The organism is Paenibacillus hubeiensis (assembly GCF_032334105.1).
GTDB classification, from domain to species: domain Bacteria; phylum Bacillota; class Bacilli; order Paenibacillales; family Paenibacillaceae; genus Paenibacillus; species Paenibacillus hubeiensis.
This window is the reverse complement of record NZ_JAVYAE020000008.1, coordinates 71885-89782: the sequence shown is the minus strand read 5'-3', so window position 1 is coordinate 89782 and position 17898 is coordinate 71885. Positions and strand designations below refer to the sequence as shown.

At 54.5% G+C, this 17898-nt stretch carries 12 protein-coding genes; 11 read left to right on the top strand and 1 reads right to left on the bottom strand.

Going from position 1 to position 17898, the window contains the following annotated elements:
- Positions 1 to 67 precede the first annotated feature (67 nt).
- From RSX24_RS19925 to RSX24_RS19895, 7 genes are all read left to right on the top strand, one after another.
- Positions 68 to 2482, top strand: a complete 2415-nt coding sequence (locus tag RSX24_RS19925; RefSeq protein WP_343261612.1) for a helix-turn-helix domain-containing protein — start codon at positions 68 to 70, stop codon at positions 2480 to 2482.
- Between the two features lie 267 nt (positions 2483 to 2749).
- On the top strand, positions 2750 to 3724 hold the full coding sequence (locus tag RSX24_RS19920) for an ABC transporter permease (RefSeq protein ID WP_236414468.1): 975 nt from the start codon (positions 2750 to 2752) through the stop codon (positions 3722 to 3724).
- Positions 3725 to 3819: 95 nt separating this feature from the next.
- Complete coding sequence (locus tag RSX24_RS19915) at positions 3820 to 4707, top strand: carbohydrate ABC transporter permease (protein ID WP_236414467.1); 888 nt, start codon at positions 3820 to 3822, stop codon at positions 4705 to 4707.
- An 18-nt stretch (positions 4708 to 4725) separates the two neighbouring features.
- Positions 4726 to 6234 carry an extracellular solute-binding protein gene (locus RSX24_RS19910; protein WP_236414466.1) on the top strand — a complete coding sequence of 503 codons (1509 nt, stop codon included), beginning with the start codon at positions 4726 to 4728 and terminating at the stop codon, positions 6232 to 6234.
- A 231-nt stretch (positions 6235 to 6465) separates the two neighbouring features.
- A complete protein-coding gene (locus RSX24_RS19905; RefSeq protein ID WP_343261611.1) occupies positions 6466 to 9822 on the top strand; it encodes a glycosyl hydrolase in 3357 nt (1118 codons plus the stop codon).
- A gap of 99 nt (positions 9823 to 9921) precedes the next feature.
- Positions 9922 to 10755, top strand: a complete 834-nt coding sequence (locus RSX24_RS19900; RefSeq protein WP_343261610.1) for a polysaccharide deacetylase family protein — start codon at positions 9922 to 9924, stop codon at positions 10753 to 10755.
- A gap of 155 nt (positions 10756 to 10910) precedes the next feature.
- Entirely contained in the window at positions 10911 to 12971 is a 2061-nt protein-coding gene (locus tag RSX24_RS19895; protein WP_343261609.1) for a glycoside hydrolase family 88/105 protein, read from the top strand.
- A gap of 386 nt (positions 12972 to 13357) precedes the next feature.
- On the opposite strand, the gene RSX24_RS19890 is transcribed toward RSX24_RS19895, so the two are convergent.
- Complete coding sequence (locus RSX24_RS19890) at positions 13358 to 14233, bottom strand: DUF72 domain-containing protein (protein ID WP_236414461.1); 876 nt, start codon at positions 14231 to 14233, stop codon at positions 13358 to 13360.
- 257 nt (positions 14234 to 14490) lie between these two features.
- On the opposite strand from RSX24_RS19890, the gene RSX24_RS19885 reads away from it, so the two are divergent.
- The 4 genes from RSX24_RS19885 (at position 14491) to RSX24_RS19870 (ending at position 17889) form a co-directional block, all read left to right on the top strand.
- The gene (locus RSX24_RS19885; RefSeq protein WP_343261608.1) at positions 14491 to 15234 is read left to right on the top strand and encodes a class I SAM-dependent methyltransferase; all 744 of its coding nucleotides are present in this window, start codon (positions 14491 to 14493) and stop codon (positions 15232 to 15234) included.
- A 17-nt stretch (positions 15235 to 15251) separates the two neighbouring features.
- A complete protein-coding gene (locus RSX24_RS19880) occupies positions 15252 to 16247 on the top strand; it encodes an MBL fold metallo-hydrolase (protein WP_343261607.1) in 996 nt (331 codons plus the stop codon).
- Positions 16248 to 16459: 212 nt separating this feature from the next.
- Positions 16460 to 16834, top strand: a complete 375-nt coding sequence (locus tag RSX24_RS19875) for a hypothetical protein (protein WP_343261606.1) — start codon at positions 16460 to 16462, stop codon at positions 16832 to 16834.
- The gene (locus tag RSX24_RS19870; protein WP_343261605.1) at positions 16831 to 17889 is read left to right on the top strand and encodes an FAD:protein FMN transferase; all 1059 of its coding nucleotides are present in this window, start codon (positions 16831 to 16833) and stop codon (positions 17887 to 17889) included. Before RSX24_RS19875 ends, RSX24_RS19870 begins: the two co-directional genes overlap by 4 nt.
- Positions 17890 to 17898: the final 9 nt, after the last annotated feature.

Here is a 17898-nt window from a genome sequence, read left to right as displayed (position 1 = left end):
ATGTTACAAGGGAGATGAGGAACTTCCATGACATGGAGTACATATGCAGACAGGCAGGTGGGGCTCGATGGAACCGATTAGAAGAGCAGGCATGTCCGCCGGACGCTGGCTGCGCACGAACCGTTGGGGATCAGGGCGGCAGCGGGGCCGCTTTTACCGGAACAGCTTGATGTTGATTTTGCTCATTGCCAGCATTCCGGGACTGATTACCGGCGGCGTCATGTATCGGATGGTCGTAGGACAGATGGAGAGTGAATTCAACCGCATGCATCAGAGCCAGATCGAGAACCGGGCCCGCAACGTGGACGACCAATTGGCTTATCTGGAAATGAACCTGTCCCATTGGGCGTTCGAACCTCGGTTCGGGAGTGCTCTGCGCACGTTGGATTTCGTCTATTATTTCAAGGAAACGCAGGAGATCGTGACGACGCTTTACGTCCTTCAGGGTTCCCATCCGCTGATCCAATCCGTGCAGATGTATTTGAGGGAACCGCAGCCGATTTTGTTTAACCACGAATACAACGAATTGAAAAATGAAGCAGAGATCCGGGCGTACGACCGCTACCTCTCGATGGGCAACCATGTTTACTGGACCGACTGGACGGCCGGCCAATTCGGCTCCGAATCCGAATCCAAGCCTTCCGGCAGCAGCCTGCTGAATATGGGGAAAGGGGAAGGGCTGGTGCTGGTGCACAAAATACCGGGGGAGAGCGTCAATCCCTTTGGCGCCTTGATCATCACGGTGGATAATGATAAAATCGCCAGTTTGCTGAAAACGCTTACTCCATATGACGAAGGTTTCACGTTCCTGATGGATGGGGAAGGAAACACGTTGGTCACCGGAAACCCGGGAGCAAGCGAACAGGAGAAGGATTTTGAGCTTCGGCTTAAGGAAGCGTTGGCCGAGCATGCAGACAATCCGTCCTTTCTGTATAAATATGGGGATGAGACCTACTCGGTTTCCTATGGATCACTGAGCCGGATCGATTCGGATTGGACGTACGTATCGGCCGCGCCGTTATCGTCCGTGACGTCTCCGGTCAAGCTGGTATCCAAAATCATCGTGATCGCCAGCGCAGGCAGCTTGCTGCTGGGGCTGCTTCTGTCGTGGTTCGCCTCCCATCGGATCTATTCTCCGGTCGCCAGGATGCTTCATTTGTTGTCGCCGAACAGAAACGAAACGCTTCCCGGCATGGGACTGGACGAATTCGAGCTGCTGGAACAGCAGTGGCATGAACTGACTTCGCAGAGTTTGTCTGCTCACCGCCAACTGCAGGAACAGCTTCCGCATTTGCGCGACAGCTTTGTGCTGCAGTTGGTACAGGGTCACTTGCTTGCCTACAACGAGCAGGATCTGAGACAACGGATGCGTAATCTGGGCTTTGATGTCGAAGCGCATCGCTATTTGCTGATGCAAATGTACTTCACCGGGTACTCCCGGCTGGAGGGCCGGTTCGAAACGAAGGATACCGGACTCGTTACCTTTGCGGCAGTCAATATTATCGAAGAGGTCGCGAAGGAACATTTTACCCAGGTCAGCGTCATGAATTTCCATGATCTGTCGGCAGCGATGCTGGTGGTCACGCCAAACGTGCTGGACGCCAAACAGCAAGCCATGGCCTGGGCGCAGGAATTTATAGACGTCATGAACCGCACGCTTAAAATGAACGTGACGCTGATGATCGGCCGGGCGGCAGCAGAGCTCAAGGAGCTGCCGGGCATTTATGTGGAAATGGAGCAAGCCGTCGCTTACCGAAGCGTGGAGGAAGGGAACCAGGTGCTCGATTTGGAGGACGAGCAATGTTTCCGGCGCCGCATGGACGAGGCAACATATCCTCTTGGTCTGGAGCGGGAGATCATTCAGGCGATTCGCATGGGCAAGCAGGACGAGGCGCAGCAAGGGCTTGAACGCTTCATGGCCGAGATTATGCACAGCGGAAGCACCGAATTCCGCCTGCAGCAGATGATGCTGCAGCTTCTCGGAAGCATACAGCATACGATGCTGCAGACCGGGGTAACGCCTTACAGGCTGTTCGAAGGCATCAATATGTATGAGCGTTTATCGGCGATTCGCGAACCGGAACAGATGGCGCAGTGGATGATTCGCGAGGTGATCCGGCCGTATGCAGTGGAAATCGAACAGCGCGCCCAAGAACCGCTGAAGCAGGTCGTTGAGCGTACGATGCGTTATATCGAGGAGAACTATCGCAGCGAACTTTCGCTCGAAAGCTGTGCGGATGCGGAGCAAATGACCGCTTATGCGTTAAGCAAAGCATTCAAACAGGTATCAGGCATGAATTTTATCGATTACCTGACCCGTGTCCGCATGGATGCCGCCAAGAAACTGCTGCGCGAGACCACGATGAAGATTAACGATATCGCAGGCGAGGTGGGGTACCAGCATAGTTATTTCAATCGCATCTTCAAAAAACAGGAAGGCATCACGCCGAGTCAATATCGCGATCAATGGGGTGGCAAATAATCACCGGAATCCGGCTTCACGGATTCCGGTTTTGTTTATCCGCAAAGCCTAGAACTGCTCTCAAAGCAAAGATGTAGCAAGTTGCAAAAATGTGCAATGCATTAAGTCCAAAAAGGTGCAAGCCGTTTTGGAAATGGCGCTATAGCGGGCTTGGTGCGGCCTTGCGGTCCCTTTGCAAAAAATGAAGGTTGCCGGAAAAATACCGGATGTATACTGTGGTTAACAGGCATGTTGGTAACGCTTTCAATTGAGAGAGGGGAGAGAGCTATGAGCGGGAAGAATGGGAATGCCGCCGCCGCGATCCAGACCGAAGGCTCCGGGCTGCAGACGAAACAGGAGGCGAACTGGAAAAGGCAGATCAGACGCAACAAATGGTTATACGTGCTTGTGCTTCCCGGTTTTTTGTACTTCGTCATCTTTAAATATTTGCCCATGTGGGGGATCGTCATTGCTTTTCAGGATTACCAGCCGTTTCTGGGCATTCGCAATTCGGAGTGGGTAGGCTTCGAGAATTTCACGACCTTCTTCTCCAATCCGGATTTTTTCCGGCTGCTTCGCAATACGTTGATCCTTGCCATCTATGATTTGATCTTCTTTTTCCCGGCACCGATCATCATCGCTTTATTGTTGAATGAAATCCGAATGGCCTTTTTCAAAAGAACAATTCAAACGCTGGTCTACGTGCCCCACTTTGTGTCGATGGTCATCATCGCCAGCATCACATATGTATTTCTGACGCCTCAGGGCGGCATTCTGTATGAACTGATCGCCTGGATCACAGGCAAACCGATTGATGTGCTTTCCAGTCCGGACGCCTTCCGTCCGCTCATCATCATTCAGATGATGTGGAAGGAGATGGGGTGGGGCACGATCATCTTCCTCGCGGCACTGGCCGGTGTGGATACTGAACAATATGAAGCTTCTATTGTGGACGGTGCAGGCAGGCTGCGGCGCATGTGGCATGTGACGCTTCCGGCGATCCGCACGACCATCGTCATTTTGCTCATCTTGAGGCTGGGCAACTTTCTGGACACCGGGTTCGAGCAAATCTACCTGATGACCAATTCGCTCAATCGCGATGTGGCGGATGTCTTCGATACTTACGTGTATACCGTCGGGATCACGCAAGGAGCATTCAGTTACAGTACCGCGGTAGGCCTGTTCAAATCGGTCGTCGGCATCATTCTGGTGCTCGGCAGCAACAAGCTTGCCAAAAAATTCGGCCATCCGGGCATTTACTAGCACTAGCCATCACGGTATTGTCCCGGTCCCGGTATTTGTCATGCAGGCTTGGTCTGCACGCAATGTAACCCATTCTTCAAAAGGAGGCACCGCCCATGAACAGCCGTTTGTTCAACAGCCCTGCGGGCAGGGTGTTCGACGTATTCAACTACATCCTGCTCGGCATACTGGGCATCCTGACCGTCCTGCCGTTCCTGTACATTATCGGTAATTCGTTTGCCACCGAGGCTGAAATTACCGAACGAAGCTTTTTCCTAGTCCCCAAGGTGTTCTCGCTTAGCGCGTATGAATACATTTTTTCTTCATCCACCATCTTCCGCAGCATCGGCGTCTCCATCTTCATTACCGTTGCGGGCACGTTGGTGAACCTGTTTTTCACGATGACGATGGCTTATCCGCTGTCGCGCAGCGATTTCTGGGGACGCAATTTGATCATGAACATGGTCATTTTCTCCATGCTGTTCGGGGGCGGCATGATTCCGACCTACCTTGTCATTCGTGGACTTGGACTGCTCGATTCCTACTGGGCCCTGATGCTTCCTGGCGCGATCAGCGCTTTCAACTTGATTGTGGTCAAAAACTTTTTTCAGCAAATGCCGCCTGGGCTGGAGGAAGCGGCCCGGATCGACGGCTGTTCCGATCTTGGGGTATTGTGGCGGATCATCCTGCCTCTATCCAAACCGGTCATTGCCACGTTTGCGCTGTTTTACGCGGTAGGACACTGGAACAACTTTTTCTCGGCATTGCTGTACATTTCGGACAGCAGCAAATGGCCCTTGCAGGTCATGCTGAGACAGATTGTGCTGCTATCGCAGGCCAGCGTGGGCGATATGGCCAACATGGATCCCAATTTCGTCAAACCGCCGGAGCAGTCGGTGAAAATGGCGGTCATCGTCGTCGGCACCATTCCGATTTTGCTGGTGTATCCGTTTTTGCAGAAGCATTTTGCCAAAGGTGTCATGTTAGGTTCAATCAAAGGTTAAAGCCAAGGGGGAGAACGTATGGGACAAAAAACGGGTTTGAAAAAGGTGGCGCTTGTAATTTGCGCATCCATGTTATTGGGAACGATTCTGGCGGCGTGCTCGACCGATAAACCGGCCGAAGGCGGGGGAAGCGCTGAGGGCAAGGAGCAGCTGACCATTATGCTGCCGAACTTCGAAGCGGAAAATCCGCCGGAGAACAGCCCTGTCGTGCAAAAGTTAGAGGAGCTGACGGGCGTGGATGTCAATCTGCAGTGGGTGCCGAGCAGTTCGTATGACGACAAATTCAACATTACGCTTGCATCGGGCAAGCTGCCGGACATTATGGTCGTGCTGGGCAAAACACCGAGTTTCATCAATGCTGCACGGACAGGGGCATTCTGGGAGCTTGGCCCTTACCTGAAGGATTATCCGAACCTGAGCCAAATGAACGAGATCATCACGAACAACGCCTCCATTGACGGCAAAACGTACGGCATTTACCGGGCTCGCCCGCTCGGCCGCAACGGGGTGACTATCCGCAAGGATTGGCTGGAGAATCTCGGACTGAAGGAACCAAAGACGATCGACGAGTTCTACAATGTGCTCAAAGCGTTCACGCATGACGACCCGGACGGCAACGGAAAGGACGATACGTACGGCCTGGTTGCCAGCAAGTTCACCGGTCCGTGGGACAACATGCAGATCTGGTTCGGCGCACCGAACAAATGGGGCGAGGACGAGAGCGGCAAGCTCGTTCCGGCTCACGAAACGCAGGAATACATGGACGCATTGAACTTTTTCCGCAAAATATACAGCGAAGGTTTGGTCAACAAGGACTTTGCCGTCATGGATGCGACCAAGCTGTCCGATCCGTTCGTGAACGGGCAAGCCGGAGTGATGGTCGACGTGGCCGACAATGCCCAGCGCATGGATCAGAAAATATTGGAGAAGGACCCGGCGGCGACCGGACGCGTCGACGTGCTGCAGGCGATGGAGGGGCCGAAGGGGCTTCGCGATATGCCGACGTCGGGATACAACGGCCTCATTGCCGTGTCGAAGAGCAGCGTCAAAACCGAAGAAGATTTGAAAAAAGTACTCACGTTCCTGGATAAATTGAACGACCAGGAGCTGCAGGCGCTATTGTCCAACGGCTTGGAAGGCCAGCAGTACGAGAAAAAAGGAGATTATATCGTTCCGACGACCGATAAGCTCAAGCTGCGCGATCTGCAGGGCTTGAACCAAATTCTGATGTTCGTGCCGGAGGACCGGGCTTTCCGCATCGAGCCGACGCCAGTGCGCGAGAAAGTCATTGAAGTACAGAAAGCCAACGAAGAGATCGTCGTTCCCAATCCGGGCGAACCGTTGATCTCCGATGTGTACGCTCAGAAGGGACCTCAGCTCGACAATATCATTAACGATGCACGCATCAAATACATCGTCGGCCAAATCGACGAGAAGGGCTTCCAGGATGCGGTTGCCTTGTGGAAAAGCAGCGGCGGAGACGAGTACGTGAAGGAAGTCAACGAGCTGTATGCAGCACTGAAGTAGAAATGACATGACGGAGCCCGGCGGCCTTGCGTTCCCTAACGAGGGCAGCCGGGCCGTTTCCCTAGGACGAATCGGACAGAATTGTTGAAAAAACAGGGCAATGAACGCTGATTTCACGTTTCCATCGTTGGGGATTGATGTATAATCAAAGAAAAACAAACGCATTCAAACTTAAACGCACTGAAAAGGCAAGCGGAGATCATTCATGAACATGCGGGGAGGAAGGCGAACATGTGGAACTCGGAGACGTTTCTGAATCCCGAGGCGCAGTACCGGATACACCCTTTCTGGTTTTGGAACGGGGACATGGAGGAAGGGCAAATCCGCAGGCAGATCGCCGAAATGCACAGGCAGGGTGTCGGCGGATTTTTTATCTGCCCGCGTCAGGGCCTGCAGGTTCCTTATCTGTCGGCAGCCTGGTTCGACAAGGTCCGCATCGCGGTTGAGGCTGCAGCGGAGTGCGGCATGCAGGTGTGGCTGTATGACGAGTATCCTTATCCCAGCGGCATGGCCGGAGGGGAAGTGACGCTTGATTATCCCGAGGCGAAGCAGCGCCAACTCGTTCACCATCAGATTGCCGTCCAAGGCGGAGATCATGTGGACAAGGAACTGCCATGGGGACGGATACTGTATGCCCGGGCGATTCCCAAAAATGACGAGGGGCAGAGGGTATGGAAGGATGCCCTTGACGTGCGCGGATTCATCGGCAACATTCAGACCGAGCAAGTGTACCAGGAGACCGGCCTGACGTCCTACAACCGCAAACGGTTTTTTACATATCAGACGGCCTTTCGACTGCTGTGGGATGCTCCGCCGGGAGAGTGGGACGTCATCGTTTTTCAGGAACGGGAGATCGACGATTTCAAGTACTACGGCACGTTTGTCGACCCCTGTCACCGGGAGGCGATGTCCCGATTTATCGAACTGACGCATGACCGTTACCGTGAAGCGGTGGGAGAGCACTTTGAAAGCGTAATCAAGGGCATGTTTACCGACGAAATCGCGCCGCTCGGTGCCATCCCATGGTCGCCGCAGCTCCCCCGACATTTTGCCGAACGCTGCGGTTACAGTCTTACAGAGGCGTTGCCAGCGCTGTTATACGCCGATGTGCCGGGAGCCGAGCGCATTCGCTACGACTATTACCAAACGCTGCATTTGCTGCTGCGGTCCTCATATCATGAGCAAGTGCACGATTGGTGCGAAAAGGCAGGCATTCAATATGCGGCAGAAGTGCCCGGCGTACGCATGACGACCCAATTGTTCAGCCATATGCCAGGAGGCGATTCCGCACACGAGAAAATCGGGCGTTCCCTTTCCTGGATTCTGGAGCGTTACGGCAGAAGGCTGCGCGAGAATCCGAAAATGGTCAGCTCGCTCGCAAGACAGCTCGGACGGGATCGCAACCTGATTGAATGTTTTCACAGCGTCGGCTGGTCAATGACGCTGCAGGACGCCAAATGGATGATCGACCGCATGGCGGCGATGGGCACGAATTTCTATAACTTCCACGCCTTTTTCTATACGATCGGAGGTTTGGCGAAGCACGACGCTCCGCCGTCGCAGTTCCTGCAGAACCCGTATTGGCGGCATTTTCGCCAGTTGGCGGATTATGCGGGACGTCTCGGTTATCTGATGAGCACAGGCACGGCCCATATCCGCATCGCCCTGCTTGATCCGACAACCACGTTTTGGAGCCTGATGGGCAATCCGCTGCACGGTTTCGAATACGGCGGTCAGGACGAGCACGAACGCGCCAAGCTGGAACGGCTTACGAACGATTGGATGCGCATCGGCGTTCATCTGCTGGAGAATCGGCGGGATTATGACCATCTGGATCCGGAACTGCTCGCTGAAGCGGATGTTGCTGACGGCGTAATCCGGATCGGGGTCGCACGTTATGAGGTGCTGATCCTGCCGCCGATGCTGAATCTGGAGGCAGCGGCCTGGGAACAGTTGAAGCGATTCGTAGAGCAGGGCGGAACCGTCGTTTCGGTTGGCTTGCCGCCGCATGTTCCGATTCAGCCCGGCAGCCCGGCAGGTGATGAGGCAGGCCGTTTCTTCGGCGCAACGGAGCTGGCCCAGGAAGAGTATTGGGGCTTGCACGGCGAAGCAGATGCCTACGACACGGAAGCCATGTGGCATCAGGGACAGGGCGATGGAAAAAGTGACGGGGGCGGCGGCAGCAAAGGGAGTTCCTACTTTCTTCCCGCAGGGACCGGAAGCGGAGACGATGCTTCCCTGGAGCTGATCTCCCTGCTGCTTGACCAGGTGCTGCCCGAGGCAGTCAGCTGGAGCATGGAGGAAGAAAGTTCCTCCATGCTGATGCAAACGAGGGAGCTATCCGAAGGCGAGCATATGGTGTTTCTGACCAACCAGGAGGGACAGCGGCTGAAAGGGCAGCTGCATATCGTGCCCGAAAGGCTTTGGCAGGATGCAAAGTCGGTGCCTGAATCGTTGCTGGTTGCCGAACGGCTTGATCTGGAGACAGGTGCCTTGGAAGCGTTGTTTTGTTCCAGACATGGCGCGGAATGGTGCATTTCGCTTGAATTCGCCCCTTATGGTGCCCATGCCATTAAATTGTCGTTGGTGCAAGCGGATACGTCCGAATCCTTGGTGAAAACCGGTGCAGGTAACGAGAAACAGAGAAAAGAGCCGACGCGGATCACGCTGTCTGCGGAAGGGCCTTGGAGCGTGCAGGCCATGCAGTCCAACATGCTGCGGATTGGACATTTCCGGTTGACAGCATCGGATGCGCAAGGCGAGTTCATCACCGGGGAGCAGGTTGAGGTCAAGCCGTTTATCGATCAGGCCGCCGGATTGTCCGAGCGCCACCGTTTGCCGCTTCGGTTCTCGCAGGTGTTCGGTACCCCGAAAAAAGCAAGCCTGTCCTATCCGGTAGAGTGCCGCTATCAAACTTCATTCGAATGGGACGTATCATCGTCCGAGTGCACGTTGTTTATGGACCGGGCTGCAGTGACGGGCCAGTGGGTCATGGAACTCAATGGACAGGAGATACGTCCCGACCAATTCCGCAAGGTTGAAATTACGGATCACGATAATGTAGCCTGCGATATTTCAACGCTGATCCGGCATGGCCTGAACGAATTGACCGTGACCGTACAGGTAACTAAGGATGAGCATGGCATCGTCGATCCGATTTATTTGCAAGGGCGTTTCGGGGTGGAGTATGGGGTCAGGCCCATTCCATCTTTGGTGCGGGAACCGGATACGGCAGATCGCATAACGCCAGAGCCGCAAGCATTATATCCTCACTATGCCGGGGAAATGAGTTATAGAAAAAGCGTCGAACTGGACCTCGGCGACTTGAAAGAATCCTCATTCGAACTGGAATTTAGCGATTGGAACGTACAGGATGCCGCCGAAGTGAAAGTGAACGGGCACAGTCTTGGCGTGAGATGCTGGTCCCCTTATCAATGGACGGGCGCAGCCGAATGGCTTCGACCAGGGGAGAACGTAATTGAAGTTTGCGTTACGAATACGCTGATCGGCCTGCTTGAAGGCACATATTTTGATCTCGTCAGCCACAGCTTGCGTGAGACGGCGAGGTCTCCACGAGCGGGCGAGTAACACAAAGATGTTTCATCGGCATGGGAGATGTACGCTGCAAATGGAAAGATGGCTGCTGCAAAAGTTTTGGTGGAATTCAATTCTGGGGAGGGCTATTCAATGGTACATCGCATTCAGTTCGATCGCTTTCCGGGCGGCGTGATGAAAGCCGTGACGCTTAGCTATGACGATGGCGTGATTCACGACCGCAGGCTGGTTGACATCTTGAACCGGCATGGGCTGCGGGGCACGTTTAACCTGAACTCGGGCTTGCTCGGCAAAGAAGGGAAAGTCGCCAAGGAAGAAGTGGCAGAGCTATATGCCGGACACGAGGTTGCCGTGCATACGGTGACGCATCCTACGCTGACGTATGTTCCCGATGAAGTGTTGGTCGAAGAAATTACGGAGGATCGCAAGGCGCTTGAACAGCTCGTCGGTTATCCGGTCAGAGGCATGGCGTACCCCAACGGAGGATATGATCGGGTGCTTAGCACGAAATTGGAGTGGCTCGGCATCGATTATGCCCGTACGGTTCGCTCCCATGGGCAATTCACCTTGCCTGAGAGACCGCTGGAATGGCATCCGACTTGCCACCACAGCCACGATCTGGCCGCACAGACGGATCGTTTCATCCGGCATACGAAGACAGGCACGCCGCTGCTGCTGTATGTGTGGGGACATAGTTACGAATTCAATGACAACGACAATTGGGAAATCATCGAAACCTTTGCGGAAACCATCGGCGGACGGGACGACATGTGGTATGCCACCAATCGGGAGGTGCTTGCTTACTGGAAAGCCGTCAAACGTCTCGAATGCTCGGCAGACCGCACGATCGTGCATAATCCGTCAGCCATGTCCGTTTGGTTTACGCTGGACCAGCAAGTGGTCGAAGTGAAGGCAGGGGAGACGCGCAAGTTCGCGGAACAAATCCTGGTCGGGGAAGGGAGCTGACGATCATTCGTTATTTTCATGAAACTGAAGCGATAGCAGGCAAGGTACATGATTCGATTCCGGACATTTTGACGACGGTGGCCCAGCGTTACATTGGCGATCATCCCAAGCATTCCTTTTTATTCAGGGCCTATCATCGTGGAGGATTCCGCCGTTTGGGCGATTACCGTTACGATCTGAATTTGGCCGACAAGTGGGCAGATGCGAAGGTTGGGCAGTACGTGTACGTATGGGGCAAGCTGTGGAGCCAGCAGGAAACAACGCTGAATACGGGGCTTAACTGCTACAGCCCGGTCACGGTGTACGTGAATGGCGAGGAAATTTTCAGATCAGAGCTGCTGCAGGAGCTGTTTCCCGAGAGAAGGACGTCCATTCCGATCGGGGTCAATGCTGGATGGAACGACGTATTGCTTTGTTTTGTGAAAACGAAGGTCGGTTTCGGCGGCATTTACGGAACGGGTTCGTTCAAAAACTTTCCGCTGCACTTCCTCACGCCAGGGCTTGATCGTGCCGGACAAGAGGGCTGGCTTTACTCCGAGCCGCTGGATGAACCTCTCTCCTCGCTTCCCCGCGACGGCATGAGCGAGGAAGATACCGGTTTGACATGGTATCCTCGCCGTGAATGGAGTGCAGAGGAGCTGAATTCGGGTTCATTTGCCCGGATTTTCGGGATGGACCAGCCGGGAGTGGCTTATGCCTGGACGAAGCTGGACGTCACAGAGCCTGGAACGTCGCCCGTGGTGCTGGAAGGTCAGCATATCGGTGCATTGACGTTGTATGTTGATGGCAGGCAGGCATACGTCTCATCGGAGAGCGGCACATATCGGGTGGAGCTGGATCGCCGTTACGGCCCGGCAGATCTCGTCGCCAGGGGCGAATGGAAGCAGGGCGAGAACGACTGGGGATTTACTTTGGAAGAGCCGCAGGGTGGCGGTTGGAGGTTAAGGCCGCCTCATCCGGTCTGCGGATGTTCCGACCCATGGCTGTACACGGGAACTTTTGCTGCAGGAAGCGAGCCGGGACCGGATGAAATCACGGTTACGGACACCGTGTTCGACGATGGCGACAAAGGCGTATACTGGCAAGTGGACCTGCCAGATACCAGCGTGCGGCCGTACTTGGAGAACACGCATTACGGCAAATGGAACTACCCGCTCGGCGTAACGCTGCTTGGGCTGCTGCGCACCGGGCAGGAGCTCGGTCGGAGCGATTACGTGCAGTACGTGCGCGACCATATCGGGCTCAGCACCTCGTTTGATCGCTATGCACTCTGGGACAGGGCCAATTACGGGGCAGCCGGGATCAACAATCAGCTGTCCGCGATCGACAGCCTTGACGATTGCGGCTCGTTCGGTTCTACGCTGCTTGCGGCGATGGAGCTGGGCGAAATACGGGGAGGGCTCGATACGGCTCACCGGATTGCGCGTTATATGAAGGACGACCAGGAACGTCTGGAAGACGGGGCCTTTTACCGGGTCCGCGGCAGCGGAGAGATGCGCCAGGAAACGATGTGGTGCGACGATCTGTACATGAGCACGCCGTTTCTGATGCGTTACGGCCGGTGGGTGGATGATTCGTCGTATTGGGACGATGCGGTCAACCAATTTTTCATGTTCCGCAAGTACCTGTACATCCCGGAGCTGAAGATCATGTCCCACGTCTACGATTTCGTGCGCGGCAGCGCCACGGGCATTCCTTGGGGACGCGGGAATGGCTGGGTATTGTTCTCGTTGACGGAACTGTTGTCCATTCTGCCAGAAGAGCACCCTAAACGTGCGGACTTGCTCGATTTCTATTGCGATCTATGCGAAGGTTATCTTGCGCTTCAAGGCAGCAGCGGGCTTTGGCATCAGGTGCTGAACCGTCCGGATTCCTATGAGGAAACCTCTTGCACGTCCATGTTCATTTATGCCTTCGCCCGCGGCATTCGCGAGGGCTGGCTGGAGCAGCCGCAGCCATACTTGGAGGCCGTACGTAAAGGATGGGAAGGCATGACTCGTCTGTCCATCGACACAAAAGGCAACGTTTACGGTGTATGCCGCGGCTCGGGCTATTCGTTTACCGCTTTATACTACCGGGATGATCTGGGATGGATCCTGAACGATACCCACGGCATCGGCATCGTGCTGCTGGCCGGGGTAGAGGCCTATAAAATGAACCAAGAGCTTGCAGGCCATGTATCGTCCGCAGACTCGGATGCCGCGCTGCAACGATAGGGATGAACGTCCGGCAACCCATGCAACCCATGAACTAGACCGTTAAGATTCATAGGCAAACCGAAAGCGATGCTACTACGCATAGAAAGAGCCAACCCAACGCAAAAAGTAAAGGAGCAAAACCCAGCGGAATAGAATATCCGGTTGGGATTTGCTCCTTTTTTTCTTAAGTTTAAACCAGCGGTGCCAGGACTAACGAATCTTGAACCTTATTTTCGGAGTATGAACGCAAGATGGATGCTTACGAACATCAGCGGTCTTATGAAAGGCCAATTTGGTGAAAAAGGCTGATTTTACGTACAATAGCGTGTCTGTGGTTCGTTAGCCACCCAAACCTGCGATAAAGTGCCGAATAAGACTTCCTGGGTTCGTTAGAATGATTTGACTCAAAACAGCTCCAGCTGCTCGGGGCCTTCTTCTTCCTCTGGCTCTGTCCGGTCGGGGAACGGCTTAACCGGCTGATCCAGCAGCTCCATCATCATTTGGGCATTGGCTGCGGCATCGCCGCCGGAGTTGTTGTTGAAAATGACGAACACGTCCTTGCTCTGCTGCTGAAGCTCCTCCAGATAAACTTTCCACTCGCTGAGCTCTTCCTTGCTGTAGCGGTACAAATACCGCGTTTCGCGCCAATTCGGTGCGCCGTTCTGATGCCAGCCGGAAACGTTGCGCCCGTGCATGCGCACCAGCGTCATCTCCGGATCAGTTGCCCTTGCAACGATGGGGATGGAGCCTTGCCCGGCTTGCGGCTCGTCGCACACGCTATGGATCCAGCCTTGCTCTTGCAGGAAAGCGAGCGTCCGCTCACGCATGTCTCCCTCGTACCAGCTGCGATGCCGGAATTCGATGGCGCACGGAATGCCTTCCATGCGCAGCTTGACCTCGCGCAGTTCTCGGACGCTGTCTTTATTGCAGTCGAACCATGGCGGATATTGGAACAGCGCTGCCTGCATTTTTCCTGCTTCCATGACGGGTTCGAGCGAATCGCGAAATGCTTTGTACATTTCCCCGGTGCTGTTGAAATAGGGCTTGCCGCGCAAATGGCCGGTCATGCCCTGATAGGCTTTGACGATAAAAGAAAATCCGTCCGGCGTTTCCGACGCCCAGCGCGCCATGCGGTCCCTGGGCTGAACGGCATAAAAGGTGCTATCCACTTCGACGGTGGAAAAGTAATGCCCGTACAGGGAAAGCTTGTCCTTGGCTTTGGTACGAAGCGGATAGAGGTCATCTTGATCTCCCCAGCCCGTTAGTCCGATTCGAATCATGAGTTTCCACCTCCTGCGGCATGATATGTATGTTATCTTTTACCCGTTTGAAGGCATGCGATCATGTTTACCATTATATTGTTGCCTATATAGGTGTTCAACACGAAGATACGGAATGCTTTGAGTTTGGGTGGTGAAGGAGATACAATGACTAGAGCATTGGAGAAACGCTCCTGGCCTGTACCACATACAGCACATGCAATGTAAGCACACTCAAACAGACACAAGCTATTGACCATGTTGGAGGGCGAACTGCAATGACGGAATGGTATGAAGAGAGCTTTGGAGAGGATTACCTGCTTGTCTATAAACACCGGGATGTGCAAGGTGCGGAGCATGAAGTGCATGACATGATTAAGTGGCTGCGGCTCAAACCGGGATCTAAAGTGCTTGATCTTTGCTGCGGGATGGGGCGGCATTCGCTTGCGCTTGCTGAGGCCGGATTCCGTGTCACGGGAATCGACCTGTCGGAAGTGCTGCTTCGTGAAGCGCGCAGGATGGATCCCGGGCAGCGTGTACGGTGGGCTCAGGCGGACATGCGCAATCTGCCGCAGGAAAACGATTATGATGCAGTGGTTAATCTGTTTACTTCATTCGGCTATTTCCGTGAAGATGCGGAACAGCTCAAGGTATTGCGCGAAATCCGGCGGGTGCTGAAGCCGGGGGGCCGTTATATCATCGATTTTCTGAACCCGGCCTATGTAAAGCGGCATCTTGTTGCCCGATCCGAACGCGAGGATGAAGGACAACGGATTCAAGAAGAGCGCATTATTCGGGACGGGTACGTACATAAACACATTCGGATTACCGATGTTGAAACAGGGGGAGATCCCCGAAACTATGAAGAACGAGTCAAACTGTATACACGCGATGAAATGCTAGATCTCCTCGCCCAAGCGGGGCTTGAGGTGGACCAGGTCCATGGCGGTTACGATGAAGAAATCTATGATGCCACGTCGTCGCCGCGCATGATTTTTGTGGGCCATCGGCCAGAGGAGTAAGCCGGGAGGAGAAACCAATGAAACGATCAGAAACGATACCTTTGCCGGAAGGCATGCATCGAATACAGATCAGCATGTCTTATCCGTTACGCTGGGTGAACAGCTATGTTCTGCTCGAGGCGGATGGAGGAGCGACCATTATCGATCCGGGACCGCGCACGTCCGAAACGGAGCAAGAGTGGGCTGAAGCATTGGAAGGGCTGGGCATTTCCTTTGTGGACATTCGTCAGGTTGTGCTGACGCATCATCATCCTGATCACTTGGGTCTATCCGGATGGATGCAGGCAAAGTCGGGTGCGCCTGTACGCATGTCCAAGCGATCTTATCAGGAGGCGCAAACGATGTGGGGGGAGGATGCAGCGATAGATGAGGTGCTCCCTGCCTATTTCGGAAGTCATGGCATGCCTGCGGACAAAGTGGAGCAGCTTGGATTGCATATGAAAAGTTTTCACACCCAGGTTGCCCCGCTGCCTGAAGTAACGTATGTTGCCGATGGGGAATGGCTGGACATGGGGAATAAACGCTGGACGGCTGTTGAGACGGGGGGACATGCCCCGGGGCATCTTTCATTTTACGCGCCGGAAACCAAAGAGCTGTTGTGCGGGGATGCCGTTCTTCCGCAAATTTCGCCGAACGTCAGCCTGCAGCCAGGGAGTGATCCCGAACCGCTCGCCACGTATATCGCCGGCCTGCACCGTCTCGGCACCTTGGATGTGGCCGTTGCCTATCCTGGCCATCGAAATCCGTTTGCCGCTTTTGCCGAACGAGTCTCCTATTTGCTGACGCATCATGAAGAACGGCTGAATAAGATGGCGGAACGGATTCGTGAGGCGGATACGCACGCATATGACCTTTGCATTTGGATGTTTAGCGATCGTCTTGGTACGCAGCAGCTTCGATTTGCCATGGGGGAAACGCTGGCCCACCTGCAGGAGCTTGTAAGTCGGGGAATCGTCAAGCAGGAGCAGCGTTCCGAGGGGGAATTCGTTTTTGTCGCCAATGGAACCGCCTGAAGCAGCCTGCACTAAACGTTTCAGCAAAGGTTGAAGCGGTTGTCCGGGTTCAAAGGCCCGCAAGCGGAATTATGCCCGCTTGCGGGCTTTTTTGGGTTCATGGCCGTCTTTTGCGCAAGCTTTAGCCTGCCTTAACGGTTCATTCATGTTGTTTTAAGCCAATGGGCATAACATGGGACCATAAACTTTGATGAATAAGGCAGGGGAACACGATGACCAAAACCAGGCAAGATCCATGGAGAAAATGGAAAATATCGGCGATTGCCACATTGGCTGTCGCTGGGCTCTTTCAATATGTAAGATCGTCCGATGCCTTTGATGCCGCCTATGCGGCAGCGAATGGCTCGGATGCCACGGATGTTTCTTCCAGCGCTGGCCAGAATCGGGACGATGTGATGGACGAATGGCACGACGATTTTAGAGCGGGGCAACGAAGCGGGATGCAAGACGGGCGCAATGCGGTTCCCGAACGTTCGTATACGGACGGTTCCGATGCGGATCGCTCTTCCTCGCAAGGCAGTCAGGGTACGGGTTCGGGCTCCGGTTATGACAGTGGCAGCTACCAGTCACGCACAGGTGCCTCATGAGCCGTACGGAGCACGGCGTACGTCCTGTCCGTTTCCGTTTCCGTGCGATGAATACGGATGTGGAGGTGCAGCTGGCAACCGGATTGGAAGAAGCGATGCAGGCCGAAGCGCTGATCAGAGACTGGTTCGAGACGCAGGAACGGCGCTTTAGCCGGTTTTTGCCCGATAGCGAATTGAGCCGCCTGAATCGCTCAACAGGCTGGATGCCGGTATCCGCTGCCATGGATGAAGTGCTGAGCTTGGCTTACGGATACATGGGCCAGACGGAAGGCATTTTTCAACCCGGCATTCTGCCAGCCTTGCGCGAGCAAGGGTATGAGGCAAGCTTTGGGCAAGAAATGAATGGATTTGCACCGCAGCCGTCGATGACGGATAAGATTCGGATTACTGAGATAATGCGAACCCATGAGCGGTCCGTGCATTCGACGACAGAGCCGTACGATTACAGCCGTCCCCGCTGGATACAGCGCGAGGGCAGCCGCATGGTGCACATTGACCATGGAACTCAGCTGGACCTGGGCGGCATCGTCAAGGGCTGGACCGTAGAACGCATTGCCGAGTGGCTGCGGCGGACGCTGCGCATACCGGCAGGCATGATCAATGCAGGGGGCGATATGCAGACATGGGGGACGTCAGATCATCCGTCGTGGACGATTTATGTGACCGATCCCTTCCTAGAGAAGCGGAATTTGACCGGAAGCATCCAATTGCGGTGCGGCGCTGTGGCGACCTCCGGTATTTGGCGCAGGCGCTGGATGCTGACGAACGGAAGCATCAGCCATCACCTCATTGATCCGCGCACGATGGCATCGGCAGAGACGGATGTGCTTCAATGCACCGTTCTTGGCAAACATGCTTCGCAGTGCGAAATCATCGCCAAGACCGTCTGCATCTTGGGAAGCGAGGACGCTTTGCGCTGGCTGAACCGGCATCATGATCCCCATGATGTTCTGTGGATTACCAAGGAAGGAAACATAATATTCAGGGGAGATACGGAGCTGCTGGAGAAACGCTGGCCCGGCATCGATCCCGATCACCGTTTTCATTTGCTGTAAGAAAAGATG

What these genes read in the sequence shown, in the direction of transcription:
- RSX24_RS19925 (WP_343261612.1), top strand. Translation starts at nt 68, where the DNA reads ATGGAACCGATTAGAAGAGCAGGCATGTCCGCCGGACGCTGGCTGCGC.
- RSX24_RS19920 (WP_236414468.1), top strand. Translation starts at nt 2,750, where the DNA reads ATGAGCGGGAAGAATGGGAATGCCGCCGCCGCGATCCAGACCGAAGGC.
- RSX24_RS19915 (WP_236414467.1), top strand. Translation starts at nt 3,820, where the DNA reads ATGAACAGCCGTTTGTTCAACAGCCCTGCGGGCAGGGTGTTCGACGTA.
- RSX24_RS19910 (WP_236414466.1), top strand. Translation starts at nt 4,726, where the DNA reads ATGGGACAAAAAACGGGTTTGAAAAAGGTGGCGCTTGTAATTTGCGCA.
- RSX24_RS19905 (WP_343261611.1), top strand. Translation starts at nt 6,466, where the DNA reads ATGTGGAACTCGGAGACGTTTCTGAATCCCGAGGCGCAGTACCGGATA.
- RSX24_RS19900 (WP_343261610.1), top strand. Translation starts at nt 9,922, where the DNA reads ATGGTACATCGCATTCAGTTCGATCGCTTTCCGGGCGGCGTGATGAAA.
- RSX24_RS19890 (WP_236414461.1), bottom strand. Translation starts at nt 14,233, where the DNA reads ATGATTCGAATCGGACTAACGGGCTGGGGAGATCAAGATGACCTCTAT.
- RSX24_RS19885 (WP_343261608.1), top strand. Translation starts at nt 14,491, where the DNA reads ATGACGGAATGGTATGAAGAGAGCTTTGGAGAGGATTACCTGCTTGTC.
- RSX24_RS19880 (WP_343261607.1), top strand. Translation starts at nt 15,252, where the DNA reads ATGAAACGATCAGAAACGATACCTTTGCCGGAAGGCATGCATCGAATA.
- RSX24_RS19875 (WP_343261606.1), top strand. Translation starts at nt 16,460, where the DNA reads ATGACCAAAACCAGGCAAGATCCATGGAGAAAATGGAAAATATCGGCG.
- RSX24_RS19870 (WP_343261605.1), top strand. Translation starts at nt 16,831, where the DNA reads ATGAGCCGTACGGAGCACGGCGTACGTCCTGTCCGTTTCCGTTTCCGT.